Here is an 18,854-nt window from a genome sequence, read left to right as displayed (position 1 = left end):
TATGGCTGCATTACCATCCCTGAGACAGCTGTCATACCTGGTGACATTGTCAGAAACACTGCACTTTACTGAAGCTGCACGCCGTTCATTCGTCACACAGTCCACACTTTCCGGTGGGATTATGGAACTTGAACGCCTGTTGAGTGGCGTACTTGTTGAACGTGATCGTCAGAATGTCCGATTAACCCCGCTGGGTGAACAGGTCGTTGCCCGGGCTCGCGTCTTACTGGCCGATGCCCAGGATCTGATGCGGCTAAGCCGTGAAATGAGTGAACCCCTGACCGGTGATTTACATCTGGGTATTATTCCGACTATTGCACCCTTTATTCTGTCGCAACTACTGGATGAAGTACACAAGCAGCTCCCTAGAATTCAGTTGCATCTGCATGAAGCTCAGAGCGAGAAAATTGTAGAACGGCTGGAACATGGCAATCTGGATATGATTGTACTGGCCCTGCCTTTTGATACCCGTGGTTTAAAAGTGGCTGAAATTGCCAGGGAAAACTTATTCCTGGTCTGCAATAAATCTGATAAAAATGCCGTCAATGCCCGTTCACTGGATGACCTCGACTTAACGCACCTGATGCTGCTGGAAGAAGGCCACTGTCTGCGGGACCACACCCTGAGCGTCTGCCCGGTTGGTGAACGTAAGAATGACCACCGTCTAAAGGCAAGCTCACTGCCGACACTGGTGGAAATGGTCAGCTCCAATCTTGGATTCACGCTATTGCCTGAGATTGCCATTCATACCAGCATGCTCAAAAGCAATGATCAACTGATCATTAAAGCCATTGATGATGCACCTTCACGGGTACTGGCACTGATTACCCGTAAAAGTACACCTCTACAAAGTGAGTTTGATGTACTGCTGCAGATTCTGCAAAAAATCACGGCAACAACCTTAGATCAGTCATAACACAGGCACAGAGCAATAAAACATAAAAAAGGAGTCCGGTAAATCGGGCTCCTTTTTTTAATAGTCATGTAATCAGACAACATAATACATCATCAATGACTCATATCACCAGTCAGGAACAACATCTACTATCCGGCTGATTCAATCCACAACCGGTTAAATCAAATCATGGGCAATCCAATCCGGTTCAAATCACTTCGCTCAGCAAGATCTGTTGTGCATTGTGTGGTTCTTCTCCCTGCGCCAACTGAGCCCGAATCCAGCGACCATCTCCCTGTAACAACCAGGCCTGCTGGTTGTCCTTCAGATAGTTGACCAGACCCTGCTGATAAATACGTTTTTTCAGGGCGGCATCCTCGACAGGGAAACAGACTTCAACACGATTGAACAGATTACGGTCCATCCAGTCTGCACTGGAACAGTAAACACGTGCATTGCCATCATTACTGAAATAGTAAACCCGGGTGTGTTCCAGGAAACGACCGACAATGGAGCGAACCCGGATGTTTTCTGACAACCCCGGCAACCCCGGACGTAAACAGCAGATTGAACGAATGATCAGATCAATCTGTACACCCGCCTGAGAAGCTTCATAGAGTTTATTGATCAACTGGACTTCTGTCAGGGCATTCACCTTGACAATAATCTGTGCCGGTTTCCCTGCCTTAACATTGGCAATTTCATCATCAATATAAGACAGTAACTGCGCATGCAACGTAAATGGTGCATGCAGCAGCTTTTTCAGCTTGGCCATTTTGCCCATACCGGTCAGTTCCTGAAATATCCGATGGACGTCCTCGCAGAGTTCCTTATCGGTAGTCATCAATCCATAGTCGGTATAAATACGGGCATTGGTGGCATGATAATTCCCCGTTCCCAAATGCACATAACGCACCAGTTTATTGTTTTCGCGGCGCACCACCAGAATCATTTTGGCATGGGTCTTATAGCCTACAATCCCATACACCACGACAGCTCCGGCTTCCTGCAACACATTGGCCACGGCAATATTGGACTCTTCATCAAAACGGGCACGCAGTTCAATCACCGCGGTCACTTCCTTGCCATTCCTTGCGGCTTCGGCAAGCACCTGCACAATTTCAGAGTCGGCACCACTGCGGTAAAGCGTCTGTTTAATGGCCAGAACCTGGGGATCCCGTGCCGCTTCACGCAACAGGTTAATCACTGGTGCAAATGATTCAAAGGGATGATGCAGTAGAATGTCCTGCTTCTGCATGGCAGAAAAAATATTTTCGGTTTTTTTCAATACCCGGGGAATGACCGGCGTATGCGAATCATAACGTAAATGAGGACGCTTAAAGTTTGAAAACAGGCGCGCCAGATTGACCGGCCCATCCACCCGGTAAAGCTGATCCTGATCCAGACCGAACTCATTGAGTAAATATTCATAAATATGCTGCGGACAGTTTTCGGTCACTTCAAGACGCACAGCCCGGCCAAAACGGCGCGAGCTCAATTCGCCTTTCAGCGCCTTGGCCAGATCTTCCACATCTTCATTCAGCGCCAGATCCGCATTACGTGTGACACGGAACTGGTAGCATCCGGTTGCCGTCATGCCTGGGAACAGGTCTGAAATATGTTCGTGAATAATAGCCGACAGCATCACAAAATGTTCCTTGCCACCGGTCAACTCATCCGGTAACCGTACCACCCTGGGCAGGGAACGCGGCGCCGGGACCACCGCCAGATCAATCTGACGGCCGAAGGCATCCTTACCTTCCAGCGTGACAATAAAATTCAGACTTTTATTGACCAGTCTTGGGAATGGATGTGCAGGGTCCAGGCTGATCGGAGTTAAAACCGGCGCCACCTGTTCCTGAAAATACTTTTTAATCCACACCGATTGTGCCGGAGTCAGTTCTCCACGACGCAGGAAACAGATGTCCTCTTCGCGGAGTTTGGGGAAAATTTCTTCATTCAGAATCCGGTACTGACGTTCCACTGCAGCATGCGTGGTGGCAGAAATACTTTCCAGTACCTGTTTCGGTGTCAATCCATCCGGACTGTGGCTTTCATTGCCAAGAGTCAGCTGTTCCATGACCCCAGCCACCCGGATTTCAAAAAATTCGTCCATATTGCGTGAGAAAATCAGCAGAAAATTCATCCGCTCAAGCAATGGATGCAACGGGTCAACCGCCTGTTCCAATACACGCAGATGAAAGTCCAGAATGGATAATTCACGATTAATATAACGTTCGTTATAGCTATATTCCGTATCTGTCGAGGTGCTGTTCACTGCGGTATTCATGCCATTGACCTGTAATCAAATCTTCCTGAATCAGTATGCTTCAAATTTATGACAATTTCATAAAAAAAGCACACGAAATGTGTTTCCCGTGCGGTTCAGGACTGCATATTAGCCAGGGATCCGAGTGCTGCGCATATATTTCAGAATCAGTCCTTTTCTGTATGTTACTTTACGGTCATTCGGATGTTGCTGGTAATATTTTGGATTGGGTAAAATGGCCGCCAGGAATGCCGCCTGTTCACGACTCAGGTTACGGGCACTTTTGCCAAAATAATGTTGTGCCGCAGCGTCCACGCCATAAATATGATCACCGAATTCCACAGAATTCATATAAGCTTCCAGAATACGCTGTTTACTCCACATTCTTTCCATCATAGTGGTGGCAATCGCTTCCTGTCCCTTGCGGATGACTGAACGGCGGTTATAAAAGAACAGATTTTTTGCCAGTTGCTGGGAAATGGTTGAACCGCCGGCCACCACTTTGTCTTTTTTCAGATTGCGTTGCAGCGCAAATTCAATACCATCCCAGTCAAAACCATGATGATCCACAAATTTTGCATCTTCAGCGGCCACAATGGCATGCTTGAAATTATCACTGATCTGATCATAGTCACGCCACTGATGCTGAATGGGCTTAAAATCAGAGAAATAGGTCCAGCGCATGAACATGGTATTTTCCACAGGATGAGTTCGCCACCACGCCAGGCTACAGAAAATCCACAGTTGAATGATAATGAGTATGCTGACAATGATTAACAAAGATCGAACAATAAAAGCTTTCATGTCAGTGTGTTACTCCTGAAAAAATATCATTTCATGCTAAGCTGAGCCATCGGATGCACATACAGAATATATTGATATGTCTGAATTACAACCTCCTCAGGTACATACGCGACAACGCCAGCCCATTGGTCAGATTACACTGCTGCTGATTATACTGAATGTCGGTCTGTTTGCCTGGCAAATCCTGAGCGGTGTGGATATTACCAGTCCCAGTACCATGGATGCCATCCGCTGGGGAGCTGATTATGCACCATTGACCTATTCAGAGGAACCATATCGCTTATTCAGCAGCATGTTTTTTCATTTTGGACTCATCCATCTGATGTTCAATATGTGGGCGCTGTATATCTTCGGCAATATTGCCGAACAGACTTTCGGACGCTTTTATTATCTGGGTCTGTATCTGCTGGCTGGATTCATGGGCGGTCTGCTCAGCGGATATCTGGACATCCGTAACAGCCATCAGTTACTTCAGCATTTTGATCCCGCTTTATTTCCACGGGTTTCAGCCGGCGCCTCCGGTGCCGTCATGGGGCTGGGCGGCGCACTGACGGCTCTGTCTTTTTTTGCACCACTGCCCCGACAGCGTTTTATCCTGGATAAAAAAGCACTGATCATCATCATGATCATTAACCTTGCCTTTGGTTTTTTTGCAACAGGCATCAACAATTCTGCACATGTCGGTGGCATGCTGATGGGCGTTATACTGGCCATCAGCTGGTATTTTCTGCAACGCAGTCAGCGCAGCAATCCTGGCGGGTATGTCCTGGTCCTGTTGCTGGCTGCCGGTCTCTGCTATGCTTTTTACCAGTATTCGCTGAGCCTGCTTCCTCCCATTGCTCCCCTATGGCAGGAAACAATCCATCAGCTGAAAAGCCTGACCGGGCGCTAAACATACTTGCTGAGCGCTCACCGCACTCAGCGAAATTTCAGTCAGGCCACTGCAAAGCACTGCTTACTGGCTGATTTCCCTTAAGCTCTGCAAAGGTGGCAGATCCGACAGATAACTGAGCCGGTAACGACCGATAAGGACACAGAGTACGGTCATCACCAGCGGTAAAATCACCCAGATTTCCCAGTGCAGCTGAAGCTCCAGCTTCATTCGGTACGCCGCAACGGCTCCAATCCCTTCTGCAAATAAACAGGACACCAGCCCGGATAACAAGCCAATAAAACCGATTTCCAGGCTCAGCATATTTTTCAGTTGCCGTCTGGAGCTGCCAAAGGAACGTAATAAGGCGACTTCCCGCTTACGCTCATCCATCATCAGATTAATACAGGCAATCAGAACCAGAAAACCGGACACACTCACCAGTACAGCCAATATTCCAATAATCTGTACCAGGATATTCACCAGTCGTTTAATTTCATCCAGAATCAGGGAAACATCAATAAATACAGTCCCCGGAAATTGCTGAATCATGCTGACCAGCTGTAATCTCTGCTGCGGCGGCACATAAAAACTGCCCAGATAACTGCCTGCATTTTCATCCAGCGTACCCGGTGCAAAAATAAAGAAGAAATTGGGATTGAAACTTTGCCACTCCACGGTCCTCAGATTGACAACTGTTGCCTGGACCTGCCCCTCAGGCAGGGAAAATGTCAGTTGATCCCCAATGTTTATGGCCAGTGCTGAAGCCAGTTTTTCTTCGACTGACACCCCACCCCGGTGGGGTAATCCGGCCGTGCCCTTAATAATCTGATTATCCTGCGGATACTGATCAGCCTGGGTCAGGTTCAGCTCCCGACGCAATGAATTATTCTGTTCAACCAGGCTGGCGGCAAAGGGTTGACCATTTTTTGCCACCAGTCGTCCACGGACATTCGGATACAGCGGCGTACTCTGCCACTGATAATGCTGTAGCTGCTGTTGAAACTGTGCCACATCAAAAGGGGCCAGGCCGTAAATAAACTGATTGGGTGTCCCTTCCGGCAACTGCTGTTGCCAGCGCTCAAGCAAATCTGTGCGCAATACAGCCAGTACCGTAATCAGACTTAAACCCAGCGCCAGTGCGGTAATTTGCAATGCTGTCTGTGACGGCACACGTACATAAACCGCCAACTGATTTTTCAGGGCTTTTATTGATTTCAGAAGCAGCCACACCAGACTATACAGTAGGCCACTGAGTAACATAACCGCAGCAATCACCAATGCTGTCAATATGACATTTTCCGTCAGTACCAGGCTGAAAACGATCAGACTGACCGTACCGGTACTGAACATCCAGGCCAGTGAACGCACCGATTTTTCCTGCTGACGGATCACGCGGACCGGCGGAGTATTCAGTAATTGCCACAGACTGGGCAGAACAAATCCGGCCAGTACCACGGCACTGGTAAAAATAGCCACCGGTAACGGCCCAGTCAGCAGATCCAGCATGGAAAACTGCAATGCAAGCGCTGGAATCAATTGCAGCATAAACTGCAATAGCACATAGCCCAGTCCAAACCCCATCAGACTGCCCACGAACATGGCAATGAACACCACCACCATCAGCAACGCCAGATAAGCCTGAAAAATCCGGTTTTTCCTGCCGCCCATACAGCGGATCAGTGCAATATGATCCTGATTCTGCTGTAAATAGCGCTGACTGGTTAAGGCAATGGCAATCCCACATAACAGAATGGTCAGAATATTGGCCAGCTGTAAAAAAGTGTCCAGATTCTGCATCGGCTTCATCAACCGGGCATTGGCATCCATGGCATTTCTCAGTTGCAGATGACCTGCCTGTCCATCCGGCTGGTCTGTAGCAGCATCTGTATCTGTAGCAGATGCAACATGTGCTGCAGATTCGGAAAAAGTTTTAAAAGCCTGTTCAAAGCGCTGTACATCCCGGGCTTCACCTGCCATTAGCAGCCGATAATCAATCCGGCTGCCCACCTGAATGGCATGGGTTGCGGCCACATCTTCCTGAGCAATCATCACCGTCGGAGAAAAAGCAGAAAAACCGAGCTCCTGACTGGAATCATGCTCAATTACAGCACTGACCCTGAAACTGCCATCGGCAATATTCAGGGAATCTCCCACCCTGACTTTTAACAGGTCCATGGCCCGCTGACTCAGCCATATTTCACCGGGTTGAATATGTGCCGCCTGCGGACGGACCCTGAGCTCTCCCCGTAATGGAAATGCCTGATCAATTGCCCTGACATTGACCATGACAAACTGATCCCGGGTGTGTGCCATGGAACCAAAGGCAGTCACCGTGGACTGCTTTAAATTTAAGGCGGTTGCCCGATTTTTCCACTGTTCAGCAATCGGGGCATTGTCACTCAGCACCAGGTCTGCTGCCTGCATGCTGGCCGCCTGCAGCGCCACCGCCTGTCGGACCTGGTCATTGCTGAATTTCAGGGCCGTGGTTGCACTGATGGCCAGACTCAGCGCAATGATCAATAAATAGATTCCGGTACTGCCAAAACTCTGTTTCAGTAACGGTTTAAATAAAGGCATCATGTCACACCCCGGCGGTTTCAGCATGTTCTGTCAGCTGCCCATCACGCAGTTCAAAATGACGCTGGCAACGTGCCGCCAGTTGTGGATCATGTGTCACCAGTACCAGTGTGGTTCCCCGTTCCCGGTTCAGGTCAAACAGCAACTGTTCAATTTCTTCAGCAGTATGCCCATCCAGATTTCCCGTCGGTTCATCAGCAAAAATAATTTCCGGTTCTGAAATTAAGGCCCGGGCAATCGCCACACGTTGCTGCTCCCCACCGGACAGGACCCTGGGCGTCTGTGCACTTTGTCGTTCCAGCCCGACCCTGGCCAGTAATGCCCGTGCCTGCTGCTCTGCTTTTGCATAATGAAAACCCGGTTGCAGACGCAGGGGCAGCATGACATTCTCCAGCGCAGTCAAATGCGGCAACAACTGAAAGGACTGAAATACAAAACCAATGTATTTTAACCGTACCGCCGCTCTCTGCTCTTCATTGAGTGCATGAATCGGCTCACCGCATACATAAAGCTGCCCGGTCACCGCCTGATCCAGTGTTGCAAGAATCCCCAGCAGCGTTGATTTCCCGGAACCGGAACGTCCGGTAATCGCAACCTGTTCCCCTGCAAAAATTTCCAGATTCAATGCACTGAAAATGCTCAGGGTCTGCTGCTGCAATTGAATACTTTGTGTCAGCTGCTGTGCAGAAATAATTGCCTGTGGCATGATGGGAGAAGTGAAATCCTGTTGAACCATAAAAGACCTGTGGACAAGCTGAAAAAATGTTAAATCTGAATACTGTGAAAAAAACCGGCCGCTGCTTAATATTTAGCATGATTTGGCTCTTTCCTGCGAGCAGTTTTGCAAAAACCATCATGATTCTGGGGGACAGTCTGAGTGCCGGATATGGCTTTGATCCTCAGCAGGGCTGGGTCAATCTGTTACAGCAACGACTGAATCAGCAATATCCGAAACAGCACAAAGTGGTCAATGCCAGTGTCAGCGGTGAAACCACCAGCGGTGCCGTGGCAAGATTGCCAAAACTGTTACAGACGCATCGGCCAGACATTATTGTCATTGAACTGGGCGGAAATGATGGATTACGTGGTCAGCCACCTCAGCTGATGCACAAAAATCTGGCCCGGATGATTGAACAGAGTCAGAAAACAAAAGCCACCGTTCTGCTGTTTGGCATGAAAATTCCGCCAAATTATGGCACGGCCTACAGCCGGGCATTTGAAAATAATTATCAGGTGCTGAGTCAGCACTATTCGGTAAAATTGCTGCCATTCTTCATGCAGGGCGTCGCCGGCCACCGCACACTGATGCAGGCCGATTTAATCCACCCGAACGCTGCTGCACAAAAGATTCTGCTGGATAATGCCTATCCCTATATCAATGGAGCACTATAAAACGTTTTTCCTTCCATGATCCTGCAGATGGTCTGTTTGTAAGTGTTTTAAAAGTCAGCCGCTAAATGATATCCGGTGATCAATGAAGGGCAATCGCAATATTACCGGGTTCTGCCATACATTCAACACATACAGAACATACATTTAAAAATCATAGAAAGTCACTTCACCGGTTTCCAGTGAATATTCTGCACCAACCACTGTAAACCTGCCCTGAACAATCAGGTTTTCCAGTACCGCTGAACCATGACGCAACTGATTCACTGACGCAAAAACATTGGAGCGTACCGCATGCTGGGACAGTTTCTCCAGATCATCCTTCAACTCGGTCTGCATTAAAATTTCAACCGAAGGACGCACCCGATTGACAATGGACATCAGATTCGGTGACGGCGGACGGTCCGGATTACGCAACATTTCAATGGTCGAATGAATGGCGCCACAATGGGAATGTCCCAGCACCACAACCACCGGACAACTGAAACTTTCAGCTGCAAATTCGACACTGCCCACCTGGGAAGGTGCCACAATATTGCCGGCAACCCGGATCACGAATAAATCTCCAAGCCCCTGATCAAACACCATTTCTGCAGGCACCCGTGAATCTGAACAGCCCAGTATAATGGCAAATGGACTTTGTTTCCCAGCCATTTCTGCCCGTTGCTGATGTGTTAAAAGCTTAGGATGATAGGTTTCCCCATTAACAAAACGCTGGTTGCCTTGTTTTAAACGGTCTAAAGCTTCTTCTGCACTCAGCATGCCTGTTCTCAATTTTCAGCAAAGTCAATTATTTTAGTCCTGAAATTTTTGAATGTCACTGACAAAAAACAAACTATGTTACAATTTTTGTTAATGTCACCCAGGCCGTGGCTTTAAAGCAAACAGGATAACTTAAGCTGCTGAATTTTATTATAAATGTAATAAAATTCAATTTTATTCAGCACAAAAACACAATGGACAGCAAAAGCGACTGGCAGAAAATTATCCAGTTAAATAAAAATGGCGCATGTCAGCATAAATTAGATCATCAATAATCAGCAGGCTTTTATATAATGGTCATCTGACTTCAAGGAACACGATCAATGCCCGCATTGCTGAACAAAAAATTTCTTCAGGCAGCTATGGCTGCCGCACTGGCCATTTCCACAACCGGCCTGGTTTTCACCGGCAACCCGGCGCACAGTGCCGAAGCTGAACACATTGATTACCAGAAAATGCTGCAGGAAGAAAGAGCATGGGCAGGGCTGACCAGCAAAACACTGCGCGTCGGCGATGTTGCCTGGTCCTACAGCGAAGGCGGGCAAAAATCCAGACCTACAATTCTGCTGATTCATGGCGTGGCCAGCAGTCGTGATACCTGGAATGAAATTGCCCACAGACTGACCCCTTATTATCATGTCATTATCCCCGATCTTCCGCTTGCAGGCAGCACACAGGTCCCTGAAAATTTCGACATTTCCGTTCCCAATGTAACCGAGCAATTGCGTCGTTTCGTGGAAGCTGCGCATATCCAGAACAATCTGAATATTGCCGGCCATTCACTGGGTGGCTCCATTGCCACGCTGTATGCTTCACAGTATCCATTTGACACACAGAGTCTATTCCTGCTCAGCACAGGCGGCATCTTCCAGAACAACAACACTAATTATCTAAAGAACCCGGTGTATTTAAAGCAATTACTGATCTCTCAGCCCGGCGACCTGGATTTTGTACTGAAAAAAGTTATGTATCGCCCACCATTCACGGCCAGTATTGTCAAACGCGAACAGGAAAAACTCTTTATTGCAAAATCCGGAGAGACCTCCAGAATTATTAACCAGATTAATGAGCTGAATAAGCTGTATACCCCTGCAACGTTTGCAGTGATGCTGAAACGCATCGAAGCACCATCCCTGATTTTATGGGGAAAACAGGATCAGATCATCAATATTGAAGTCGCTCAGGACTTAAAAAATCTGTTAAAACGGGCAGAACCGCCTATACTGCTGGATAATGTCGGGCACATGCCTCTGCTGGAAGCACCGGAGCGTGTAGCAGATAATTACCTGAGTTTCCTGGATAAGGTTCAGCAGCAAAAAAATCCACTGGCTGAACATAAAATATATAAATAGGATATTTATGACCCATCCATTGGTTGAGCAACTGATTGAAGCCCATCTCAAATTTCTGGAACAGGAATTTTCACAATCCGATCAGGTGCAGACTGAATTCCTGCACTTTTATGACTGGTTCAAAAAACAGTCACTGCATGATCTGTGGAGTTTTGAGCAAATCAATCATCTGATTCAGCAACAGATACTTGCCACACCAGCCAATGACTTTCTAATGGAACAGATTACTGCGCATATCCACCTGGCACTGACTCATCCAGCCAATGATCACACGCTGATTGAAGATATCATTCCAGTCACCACCATTGATAAAATTGCCCTGTACATTGCAGGTAAAAGTGCGCATCGCAAAGCACTGATCAAACGGATGGTCAATAACCCCTCTTTTTCCACCATGCTGAGCCAGCTGATTCACCACTCCATCCAGGACTATATTGATAATTCCGTCATGAGTAAAAAAGTTCCGGGCGTCGGGCGCTTTATGAAAATGGGGAAATCAGTGCTGGAGTCAGTCACTGACAGCAATCTTGATGATACCGTAAAGCACTATCTGCAAAAAAACATCATTAAAATCAGCCAGCTCAGTGAGCAGGTGATCAACCAGCAATTTGATGATAATCAGCTTTACCATCTTCAGGCCAGTTTATGGCATAAAATCAAAAAAGTGCCCCTGTCCAGTATTCACAACTATGTTGAAATTCATGACCTGCCGCAAACCGTCGGGCTGGGACATGAAATCTGGGATCACATCCGCCAGACCGATTATCTGAGAAAACAGGTTCAGGATGGCATATTTGCATGGTACACGCGCAATCAGCAACGCAGTTTTGAATTGCTGCTGACCGATCTGAATATTGATGAAAACCTGATTCAGCATCAGCTACAGGATTTACTGGCGCCGGTGATCCAGCAGATGGTTTCCTCAGTCTATCTGAAAGACCGTGCCCGTTATTATCTGGAAAAATTCTATTATTCAGATCAGGCACAGCATATTTTCACCCAAATGAAAAAAGGCGCTTAAAGCGCCTTTTTTTAGACTATTTACCTCATTCAACCGGATGCCGTCTTAAAAGCTGGCCACCAGGCTGATACCATAACGACGACCATCCAGTATCTGGTCACCATTTGAGTTTTCTGCTTTTTCATCCAGCAAATTATACACACCGAATTTACCCTTTAAATTCGAAGTAAATTTGTAGTTCATGCCCACATCCAGGAACTCATAGCCAGGATCAGGTCTGGCAGCTCCCATGGAGGTCCGGCTTAAATAAGCCGGCGTACTGCTGCGGTATTGCATCCGTGACCAGACATTCAGTGCATCATTAATGTTGTAATCCACCGTGATATTGAACAGATGCTCAGGAATGCCATTCAACGGCTGTCCCTTGAAGTCACCGGACTTAATCTCTGTGTCACTGTAGGTATAATTTGCAGCCAGGGTCAGATATTCGGTCAGATCCGCCGCAACAGTAGCTTCTATCCCCTTCAGCTCTGCCCGGTCAACGTTAATATACTGACTGGTAAAATAAAATGGTGTAGCACCAACCGAACATTCCGGATTCCAGCCGGCAACATTATCCGAATTGGTATTTGAACCATCGGTGTCCGTTTCACAATCCCGGACATCGGTAATCCGATCTTTAAACTGAGTGAAATAACCGGTCAGGGAAGCACTCATAAAATTATTTTGCCAATTGGCCGCCAGTTCATAAGAGACACTCTTTTCCGGATCCAGTCCCGGATTGGCCTTAACCACTGCACGCCCAGTCGGTGATGGTGATCCAGGGCCACCGGTAATCAGATAGAAGCCATCCGACACAGCGCGAAAATCCGGTTGTTTATAGCCGGTGGATACACCGCCCTTTAAACTGAAATTATCATTAAAGCTATATACCCCATATAAACGGGGTGATAGATTGCCTTTATAATTCTCATCATAGTCATAACGCAAGCCACCGGTTAAATTAAACTTGTCCGTCAGGCTCCAGGTGTCCTCCAGGAATGCAGCGGCAGACCACCGGGTAAACTCGGTGACAACTGCATTCGGATTACTGTTGGTGGCCCGATCCTCAAGTTTTTCATCCTTATAATAAGCACCGAATGCCAGTGTATGATCAGCCAGTTTCCAGTTCCACTGATTATTGAAAGTCCATGTTTCAAGCTCAATCCCATTGGTTCCCAGTGACGTATTGCCCCGGTCCGGGTTTTTTGAATCTTCATATTGCAAATAAGTTGTGCTGTCCAGTGTATCGGAATAACGGCCATTATGCGTAACCGAATAGACACTGCGATAGTTCCTTGCATTCCAGTCCACTCCCCTTGGGCCTGGTGCAATGGTCTTACCTACTGTGCCCTTTGAGTCCTGGTTGACAAAGTTTGCTTCAAACTGCAAATCATGGTCGTCATTGACCACGTAGCTTAACCGGGTATCCAGGCTTTCTTCTTCATTTCTGCGGAACCCACCGACATAGCTACTTTCTTCACGTTCCTGTTTACTGGCGCTGAGTTGCAAGCCCAATTTATTCTGCGCCAATGGACCAGACAGATAAACAGTCCCTTTTTTAATATCCCCGCCCTTACTGCTGTCCTGAATGACGGTGCCCAGCTCAACTGTACCGGACCATTCATCAGAGACTTTTTTGGTAATGATATTAATCACACCGCCCATTGCGTCACTGCCATATAACGTTGATGCAGGACCACGGATCACTTCTATACGCTCAATGGCAGCAATCGGTGGCAGAATATTTTTTTCAAAACCGTCATTGTCACCATTGGGATTGACGTCCCGGGAATACTGACGCTTACCATTGATCAGAAACAGCGTGTAACTGGAATTCATGCCCCGAATGCTGATGGTCTGTGCTGAACCATTGCTTCCAGTGACAGCAACGCCCGGTACATTTCTCAACACATCGGTAATATCGGTATATTCACGTTTATCCAGCTCTTCCCGGTTAATGACGGTCATGGATGCCGGCGCTTTACTGATATCCTGTTCATAACCGGCCGCCGTTACAACAATGGTTTGCAGCTTTGCCGGCTGATCAGATTGAGTTTCACTTGAATTTTGCTGTGATTCAGCTGCATTTGCAGCATTCATCATCAGCGTTACAACAGAAAGGGATAACACGGACTGGAAGATACGGTTGGTCATAATAAAAGTATTCCAAAGAAACAATATTGTGAATAAGCATGAATGTTTTGTTACAGCACTGTAACAAAGTGCAACCGTAATTACAATGGATATTAATAATTATTCTCATTAGCATTTATATAAAAAACTTTATGCCTGTTTTGAACACAAACAAAAAACCTCCACAAGTGGAGGTTTTTCAACGAATTTTCAGGCAGATTATATTATTTGAAATATGCGCCATCCGCCTGGCTGTGATCAGTCTGGTCAACTACCCGGCTTAATTCTGGGATGTATTGTTTCAATGTTGTTTCAACACCCTGTTTCAAAGTGACATCAATTGCAGAACAGCCCTGACACCCGCCACCGAATTTCAGAACAGCGGTCAGGCCCTGTTCTTCATCTTCCACCACTTCAACCAGTGCACAATTACCGCCATGACTGGCAAGCCCAGGATTAATTTCAGCCTGGAGCACATAGGTAATCCGTTCTTCCATCGAAGCATCCGGGCCCACGCGGGGAACTTTGGAATTGGGTGCACGGAAAGTCAGCTGACCACCAAAACGGTCCTTGTTGTAATCAATGACCGCATCTTTCAGATAGGGAATGGACGGCGTATCAATATAGGCAGCAAAGTCCGCATAGTCCTGTCTATAGTCAGTCGGAACCACTTCTTCCGGGGCACTATAGGCCATACAGCACTCAGCACGTGGCGTCCCTGCATTTTCAACAAAAATACGTACCGCAATGCCTGCCGTCTCCTGTTTCTCCAGCAGGTCATGCAGATACTCCTGAGCAGTCGGAGTAATCAATAAGTTTGGAATTTCTTCTGCAACTGCAGTAGGGGTGTTTTCAGTCGACATGATCATTTTCCTCAAGCTGAAGCTGCCATTTTAACTGAAAATGGGGCAATTTAAGTAAAAATCAACCGAAATGGTCGGAATTAATCAAAACACTGACAGAAAGCCTCACGTCATCAAACCAGCGACCAGCAGAATGCACCGTGAAAACAACTGCATGTCGGATTTCACATGTTGCCTGTAATTACTGACCACCTGCACTTTAAGGCATGTCATGGCAACAAAGCGAAGTTCCCTATTGTGCTGGATATGATATTTCGCTCATTGTCGGCAAACCGGTCAAATGATTTATAAAAGAAGCTATGGTCCACAGCAGAATAATGGCATGATGGTGGCATTATTCAGTTTATTCCAATGGCGTTTTATGTTGCATTTACCATTTAATCATACTGTCAGTCTCATTATTCTTACCGTCATTATTTCCCTGCTGGCTTTTTCAAACCAGAAGATCATGAACCGTCTTATTTTCTGGCCACCTGCAATGCAACGGGGGCAGTATGACCGTTTTATCACTCACGGTTTTGTCCATGCCGATGGAACCCACCTGTTGTTCAACATGATTACCCTGTTCTTTTTCGGCAGTGTCATTGAAAGCTTTTACCGGCAGTATTTTTACGACCTGGGCTTTGTACTGTTTTATCTGGGCGGGCTGATTGTTGCAATCCTTCCCAGCTATCTGCAACATAAAAATGACAGTAACTGGGCTAGTCTTGGCGCATCCGGCGCCGTTTCCGCGGTGTTATTTGCCTATATTCTGTTTCAGCCCTGGAAACTGATTTTTGTGTTCTTTATTCCGGTACCGGCCATTATCTTTGCCGTGCTTTATGTGGCTTACAGTATCTGGTCAGGCAAACGCGGCAATTCCAATATTAATCATAGTGCTCACTTATGGGGAGCAGCCTATGGTGTGGTCATGACCTTGATTCTTGAACCAGGTCTATTGCCTCATTTTCTGCACCAGCTCAGTCAACTTCCGTTCTGATCCTGACCGGCCCGCTCAAAGCATCCATTAACCTGCCAGGCTGAACTGCGGCCACAGCTGAACCCGCAGTCTGCCTGGCAAGTGCTTTGCCTTTATTCTGATTTCAATCGTTTAACATGTGCTCATCAAAAAAAATGAAAACCAAAGCTGAATTCATTATTTTTGTCTGAAAAAACCATCCATTAATCTAGGCTGACCAAACAGCCCAGACAATTTTTATGAGAATACAGACACTTGTTAGCCCGGTTGTATTTATCCTGCTCAGCTTTCACCTGAGTGGCTGTAATGATGACAATCATGCTGAAACCCAGACCAAAGAACAAAAAAAACCAAATATTTTATTTATTATGGCCGATGACCTGGGATATTCCGACCTGGCCGCATTCGGTGGTGAAATTCATACCCCGAATCTGGATGCACTGGCCAGTGAAGGACGGATTCTGACTGACTATCATACTGCGGCCACCTGTTCTCCAACCCGTTCACAACTGATTTCCGGTACGGATCATCATCAGGCCGGGATTGGTGCCATGGCTGAACTGACGCCACCGCATTTAAAAGGCAAACCGGGCTATGAGGGCTATCTGAATGACCGCTCGCTGTCCATTGCCGAGATATTGCATGACCATGGTTACCGCACCTATATCAGCGGAAAATGGCACCTGGGTTTAACCCGGGAGACCAATGCCCATGCCAGGGGGTTTGATCATTCCTTTACCCTGCTCCAGGGACTGGATTTACATTATAAACATGGGCCTGCGGAATATCAGCGTAATGCAACCTATACCGAAGATGGTGAAAAGGTGCCTGTGTCTTCCTTACCGGATGATTTCTTTTCGACAGACTATTACACCGATAAACTGCTGCAATATCTGGAAAATGATAAGAACTCCGGGAAACCATTCTTTGCTTATGCAGCCTACACTGCACCGCACTGGCCAATACAGGCGCCAAAGGCCTATAGTGATCAGTACAAAGGGGTCTATGACGCAGGCTATGACGTGATCCGTGATGCCCGCATTGCCCGTCAGAAACAACTTGGCATTATCCCCCTGAACTTTCAGGCGGCAGAACCACTCGACGCAAAAAGCCTGCCTGCCTATGGTCAATGGTCCACACTCAGTGATGAGCAAAAAGCACTGGAGGCCAGAAAAATGGAAGTCTACGCCGGTATGGTGGACAATCTGGATTACAACGTTGGACGCATTATCCAGTATTTAAAGGACAATGGTCTGTATAACAATACCCTGATCTTCTTTGTATCCGATAATGGTGCCGAAGGATTTGTCAGAGGCAGTTATGGCAGTGAATCCGGGTTTGACAACTCGCTGGCCGAGGTGGGAACCGCGAAATCCTATCATTATATCGGGCCACGCTGGGCAGAAGTCAGCGCAGCACCTTTTCATCTCTGGAAAGATACCGCCGGTGAAGGGGCTACGACTGCTCCGGCCATTGTAAAACTGCCTGAACAGAAAAAAGCTGAAGCCCAGTACAATGGTTTTGCGTCCGTTCTGGACATTCTGCCCACCGTACTTGAATATGCCGGAATCGCTGTACCCAAAGATGAGTACAAAGGCCGTAAAATCAACAACCCCAGCGGTTTCTCGTGGAAATCCACACTTGAAAAGAAAACCGGAACCATCCGACCGGCAGATTTCAGCTTCGCGGATGAACTGCACGGCAATAAATACGCCCGGGCAGGTGACTGGAAAATTGAACTGGAGTCGAATCCCCGATTGGGCACAGGAAAATGGGAACTCTATAACTTAAAGGATGACCGTGGTGAACGGGTCAACCTGGCAGACAGTTACCCGGAACAGGTCTCCAGACTGGTTGCGGTTTATGACCAGTATGCAAAACAAAATGGTGTACTGGAATATAACGTACCATGACAGCCAGGCAATGCTTATACCTCAGTTGTAACCTGCTGCTGGCAGGCTGTAACCTTTCTTACTCCGGTTCAGACCAGCAACCATCTGCTGCATCCTTATGAAACTGGAAAGCACTGCAAGTTGCCAGCAATACCGTGGCTTGCCTGAAAACTGGCTGAAAGACCCACATGCCAGCATGGTCTGGATGCCAGCCGGTACATTTGAACCGGGTTCACAACTGGCATATCCCGATGAACAGAATTTCGGTGACAGGCAAAGAGCTGTTTCCGGGTTCTGGATGGATCAGACCGAAGTCACCGTGGCACAATTTGCATCTTTTGTGCAAGCCACTCATTATGTCACCGATGCTGAACAACAGGACACCGCTACAGTATTCAGTCCTGACCGGAAACACCCGGAACAATGGTGGCAATTAAAGTCAGGTTATCCCTGGAAAACGCCCTATGGCCGCGTTGGCAAGTCCCCGGCTCCCTCAGAACCCGTCCGCTATGTCAAAGAATGATGCCAGGCAGTTTGTGATTAAAGGCGGATCATTCTTATGTACCCGTCATTATTGTGCCAGATTCCGGGCAAGCAGCCGCTATCCTCAGGAGGCCGACCTGGCTGCGTCCCATATTGGATTCCGTACCATTGCAGAAGATCAATAAAATAATCAGCAGTGCATAAGGAAATATGTCGCTAAAGCTTAAAATCCCCTTGTCCTGAATGACATATTTCTTCCACTCTGTTCAATCATGCTTCATTATTTTCAACTAAAATGGAACAACAACATTCAGGGGAAATGAAAACATGAAAAAAATATCCACCTTACTGGCCGCAGCTTTAATGCTCAGCCTGACTGCATGTGCAGTCCACACACCGGCAGGCAGCGTCATTGTTGACCCCGATGGCCATGGTTATCATGATCACCGTGGCAATGGAGACTTCTGCCCACCTGGACAGGCGAAAAAAGGCCGTTGCTGATCATGGCAACCTGTTATGTTGCTGTCACTTTACTGTGGCAGACTGCCGGACTGAAGGTATCCCGTCATACCGCAGTTCCGGCTGCAATATGATTTCCAG

The 18,854-nt window shown here is 47.3% G+C and carries 15 protein-coding genes and 1 pseudogene; 9 read left to right on the top strand and 7 right to left on the bottom strand.

Annotation, left to right across the window (positions count from 1 at the left end; genetic code table 11):
- The first annotated feature begins 1 nt into the window (after position 1).
- The gene (oxyR, locus tag ACT6PV_RS04175) at positions 2-916 is read left to right on the top strand and encodes a LysR family transcriptional regulator OxyR (protein ID WP_445115212.1); all 915 of its coding nucleotides are present in this window, start codon (positions 2-4) and stop codon (positions 914-916) included.
- Positions 917-1,103: 187 nt separating this feature from the next.
- On the opposite strand, the gene ppk1 is transcribed toward oxyR, so the two are convergent.
- Both ppk1 and mtgA read right to left on the bottom strand, forming a co-directional pair.
- The gene (gene ppk1, locus ACT6PV_RS04170; RefSeq protein WP_445115211.1) at positions 1,104-3,185 is read right to left on the bottom strand and encodes a polyphosphate kinase 1; all 2,082 of its coding nucleotides are present in this window, start codon (positions 3,183-3,185) and stop codon (positions 1,104-1,106) included.
- Positions 3,186-3,293: 108 nt separating this feature from the next.
- Positions 3,294-3,968, bottom strand: coding sequence for a monofunctional biosynthetic peptidoglycan transglycosylase (mtgA, locus tag ACT6PV_RS04165; protein ID WP_445115210.1), 675 nt, complete (start codon positions 3,966-3,968; stop codon positions 3,294-3,296).
- Between the two features lie 76 nt (positions 3,969-4,044).
- On the opposite strand from mtgA, the gene ACT6PV_RS04160 reads away from it, so the two are divergent.
- On the top strand, positions 4,045-4,860 hold the full coding sequence (locus ACT6PV_RS04160; protein ID WP_445115209.1) for a rhomboid family intramembrane serine protease: 816 nt from the start codon (positions 4,045-4,047) through the stop codon (positions 4,858-4,860).
- Between the two features lie 63 nt (positions 4,861-4,923).
- Here ACT6PV_RS04160 and ACT6PV_RS04155 read toward each other — a convergent pair whose 3' ends face one another.
- Together ACT6PV_RS04155 and ACT6PV_RS04150 are read right to left on the bottom strand one after the other, a co-directional pair.
- Complete coding sequence (locus tag ACT6PV_RS04155; protein ID WP_445115208.1) at positions 4,924-7,422, bottom strand: ABC transporter permease; 2,499 nt, start codon at positions 7,420-7,422, stop codon at positions 4,924-4,926.
- A gap of 1 nt (position 7,423) precedes the next feature.
- Complete coding sequence (locus tag ACT6PV_RS04150; protein WP_445115207.1) at positions 7,424-8,155, bottom strand: ABC transporter ATP-binding protein; 732 nt, start codon at positions 8,153-8,155, stop codon at positions 7,424-7,426.
- Between the two features lie 77 nt (positions 8,156-8,232).
- On the opposite strand from ACT6PV_RS04150, the gene ACT6PV_RS04145 reads away from it, so the two are divergent.
- Positions 8,233-8,811 carry an arylesterase gene (locus tag ACT6PV_RS04145; RefSeq protein WP_445115206.1) on the top strand — a complete coding sequence of 193 codons (579 nt, stop codon included), beginning with the start codon at positions 8,233-8,235 and terminating at the stop codon, positions 8,809-8,811.
- Between the two features lie 144 nt (positions 8,812-8,955).
- Here ACT6PV_RS04145 and ACT6PV_RS04140 read toward each other — a convergent pair whose 3' ends face one another.
- The gene (locus ACT6PV_RS04140; RefSeq protein ID WP_445115205.1) at positions 8,956-9,570 is read right to left on the bottom strand and encodes a carbonic anhydrase; all 615 of its coding nucleotides are present in this window, start codon (positions 9,568-9,570) and stop codon (positions 8,956-8,958) included.
- A 323-nt stretch (positions 9,571-9,893) separates the two neighbouring features.
- Here ACT6PV_RS04140 and ACT6PV_RS04135 point away from each other — a divergent pair, with 323 nt between their 5' ends.
- Positions 9,894-10,922 carry an alpha/beta fold hydrolase gene (locus tag ACT6PV_RS04135; RefSeq protein ID WP_445115204.1) on the top strand — a complete coding sequence of 343 codons (1,029 nt, stop codon included), beginning with the start codon at positions 9,894-9,896 and terminating at the stop codon, positions 10,920-10,922.
- 7 nt (positions 10,923-10,929) lie between these two features.
- Positions 10,930-11,943, top strand: a complete 1,014-nt coding sequence (locus ACT6PV_RS04130; RefSeq protein ID WP_445115203.1) for a hypothetical protein — start codon at positions 10,930-10,932, stop codon at positions 11,941-11,943.
- A 45-nt stretch (positions 11,944-11,988) separates the two neighbouring features.
- Here the strand turns inward: ACT6PV_RS04130 and ACT6PV_RS04125 are convergent, their stop codons facing one another.
- Positions 11,989-14,079, bottom strand: a complete 2,091-nt coding sequence (locus ACT6PV_RS04125) for a TonB-dependent receptor domain-containing protein (protein ID WP_445115202.1) — start codon at positions 14,077-14,079, stop codon at positions 11,989-11,991.
- Between the two features lie 203 nt (positions 14,080-14,282).
- On the bottom strand, positions 14,283-14,921 hold the full coding sequence (gene nfuA, locus ACT6PV_RS04120; RefSeq protein WP_445115201.1) for a Fe-S biogenesis protein NfuA: 639 nt from the start codon (positions 14,919-14,921) through the stop codon (positions 14,283-14,285).
- Positions 14,922-15,282: 361 nt separating this feature from the next.
- Here nfuA and ACT6PV_RS04115 point away from each other — a divergent pair, with 361 nt between their 5' ends.
- From ACT6PV_RS04115 to ACT6PV_RS04100, 4 genes and pseudogenes are all read left to right on the top strand, one after another.
- Positions 15,283-15,900, top strand: coding sequence for a rhomboid family intramembrane serine protease (locus ACT6PV_RS04115; RefSeq protein WP_445117029.1), 618 nt, complete (start codon positions 15,283-15,285; stop codon positions 15,898-15,900).
- Between the two features lie 218 nt (positions 15,901-16,118).
- The gene (locus tag ACT6PV_RS04110) at positions 16,119-17,792 is read left to right on the top strand and encodes an arylsulfatase (protein ID WP_445115200.1); all 1,674 of its coding nucleotides are present in this window, start codon (positions 16,119-16,121) and stop codon (positions 17,790-17,792) included.
- Positions 17,789-18,439 (top strand): annotated as a pseudogene (locus ACT6PV_RS04105) (formylglycine-generating enzyme family protein). Before ACT6PV_RS04110 ends, ACT6PV_RS04105 begins: the two are co-directional and overlap by 4 nt.
- A gap of 142 nt (positions 18,440-18,581) precedes the next feature.
- Positions 18,582-18,755, top strand: a complete 174-nt coding sequence (locus ACT6PV_RS04100; RefSeq protein ID WP_445115199.1) for a hypothetical protein — start codon at positions 18,582-18,584, stop codon at positions 18,753-18,755.
- Positions 18,756-18,854 lie beyond the last annotated feature (99 nt).

Source organism: Acinetobacter sp. WZC-1 (assembly GCF_052544965.1).
This window is presented reverse-complemented; position numbering and strand designations above follow the sequence as displayed.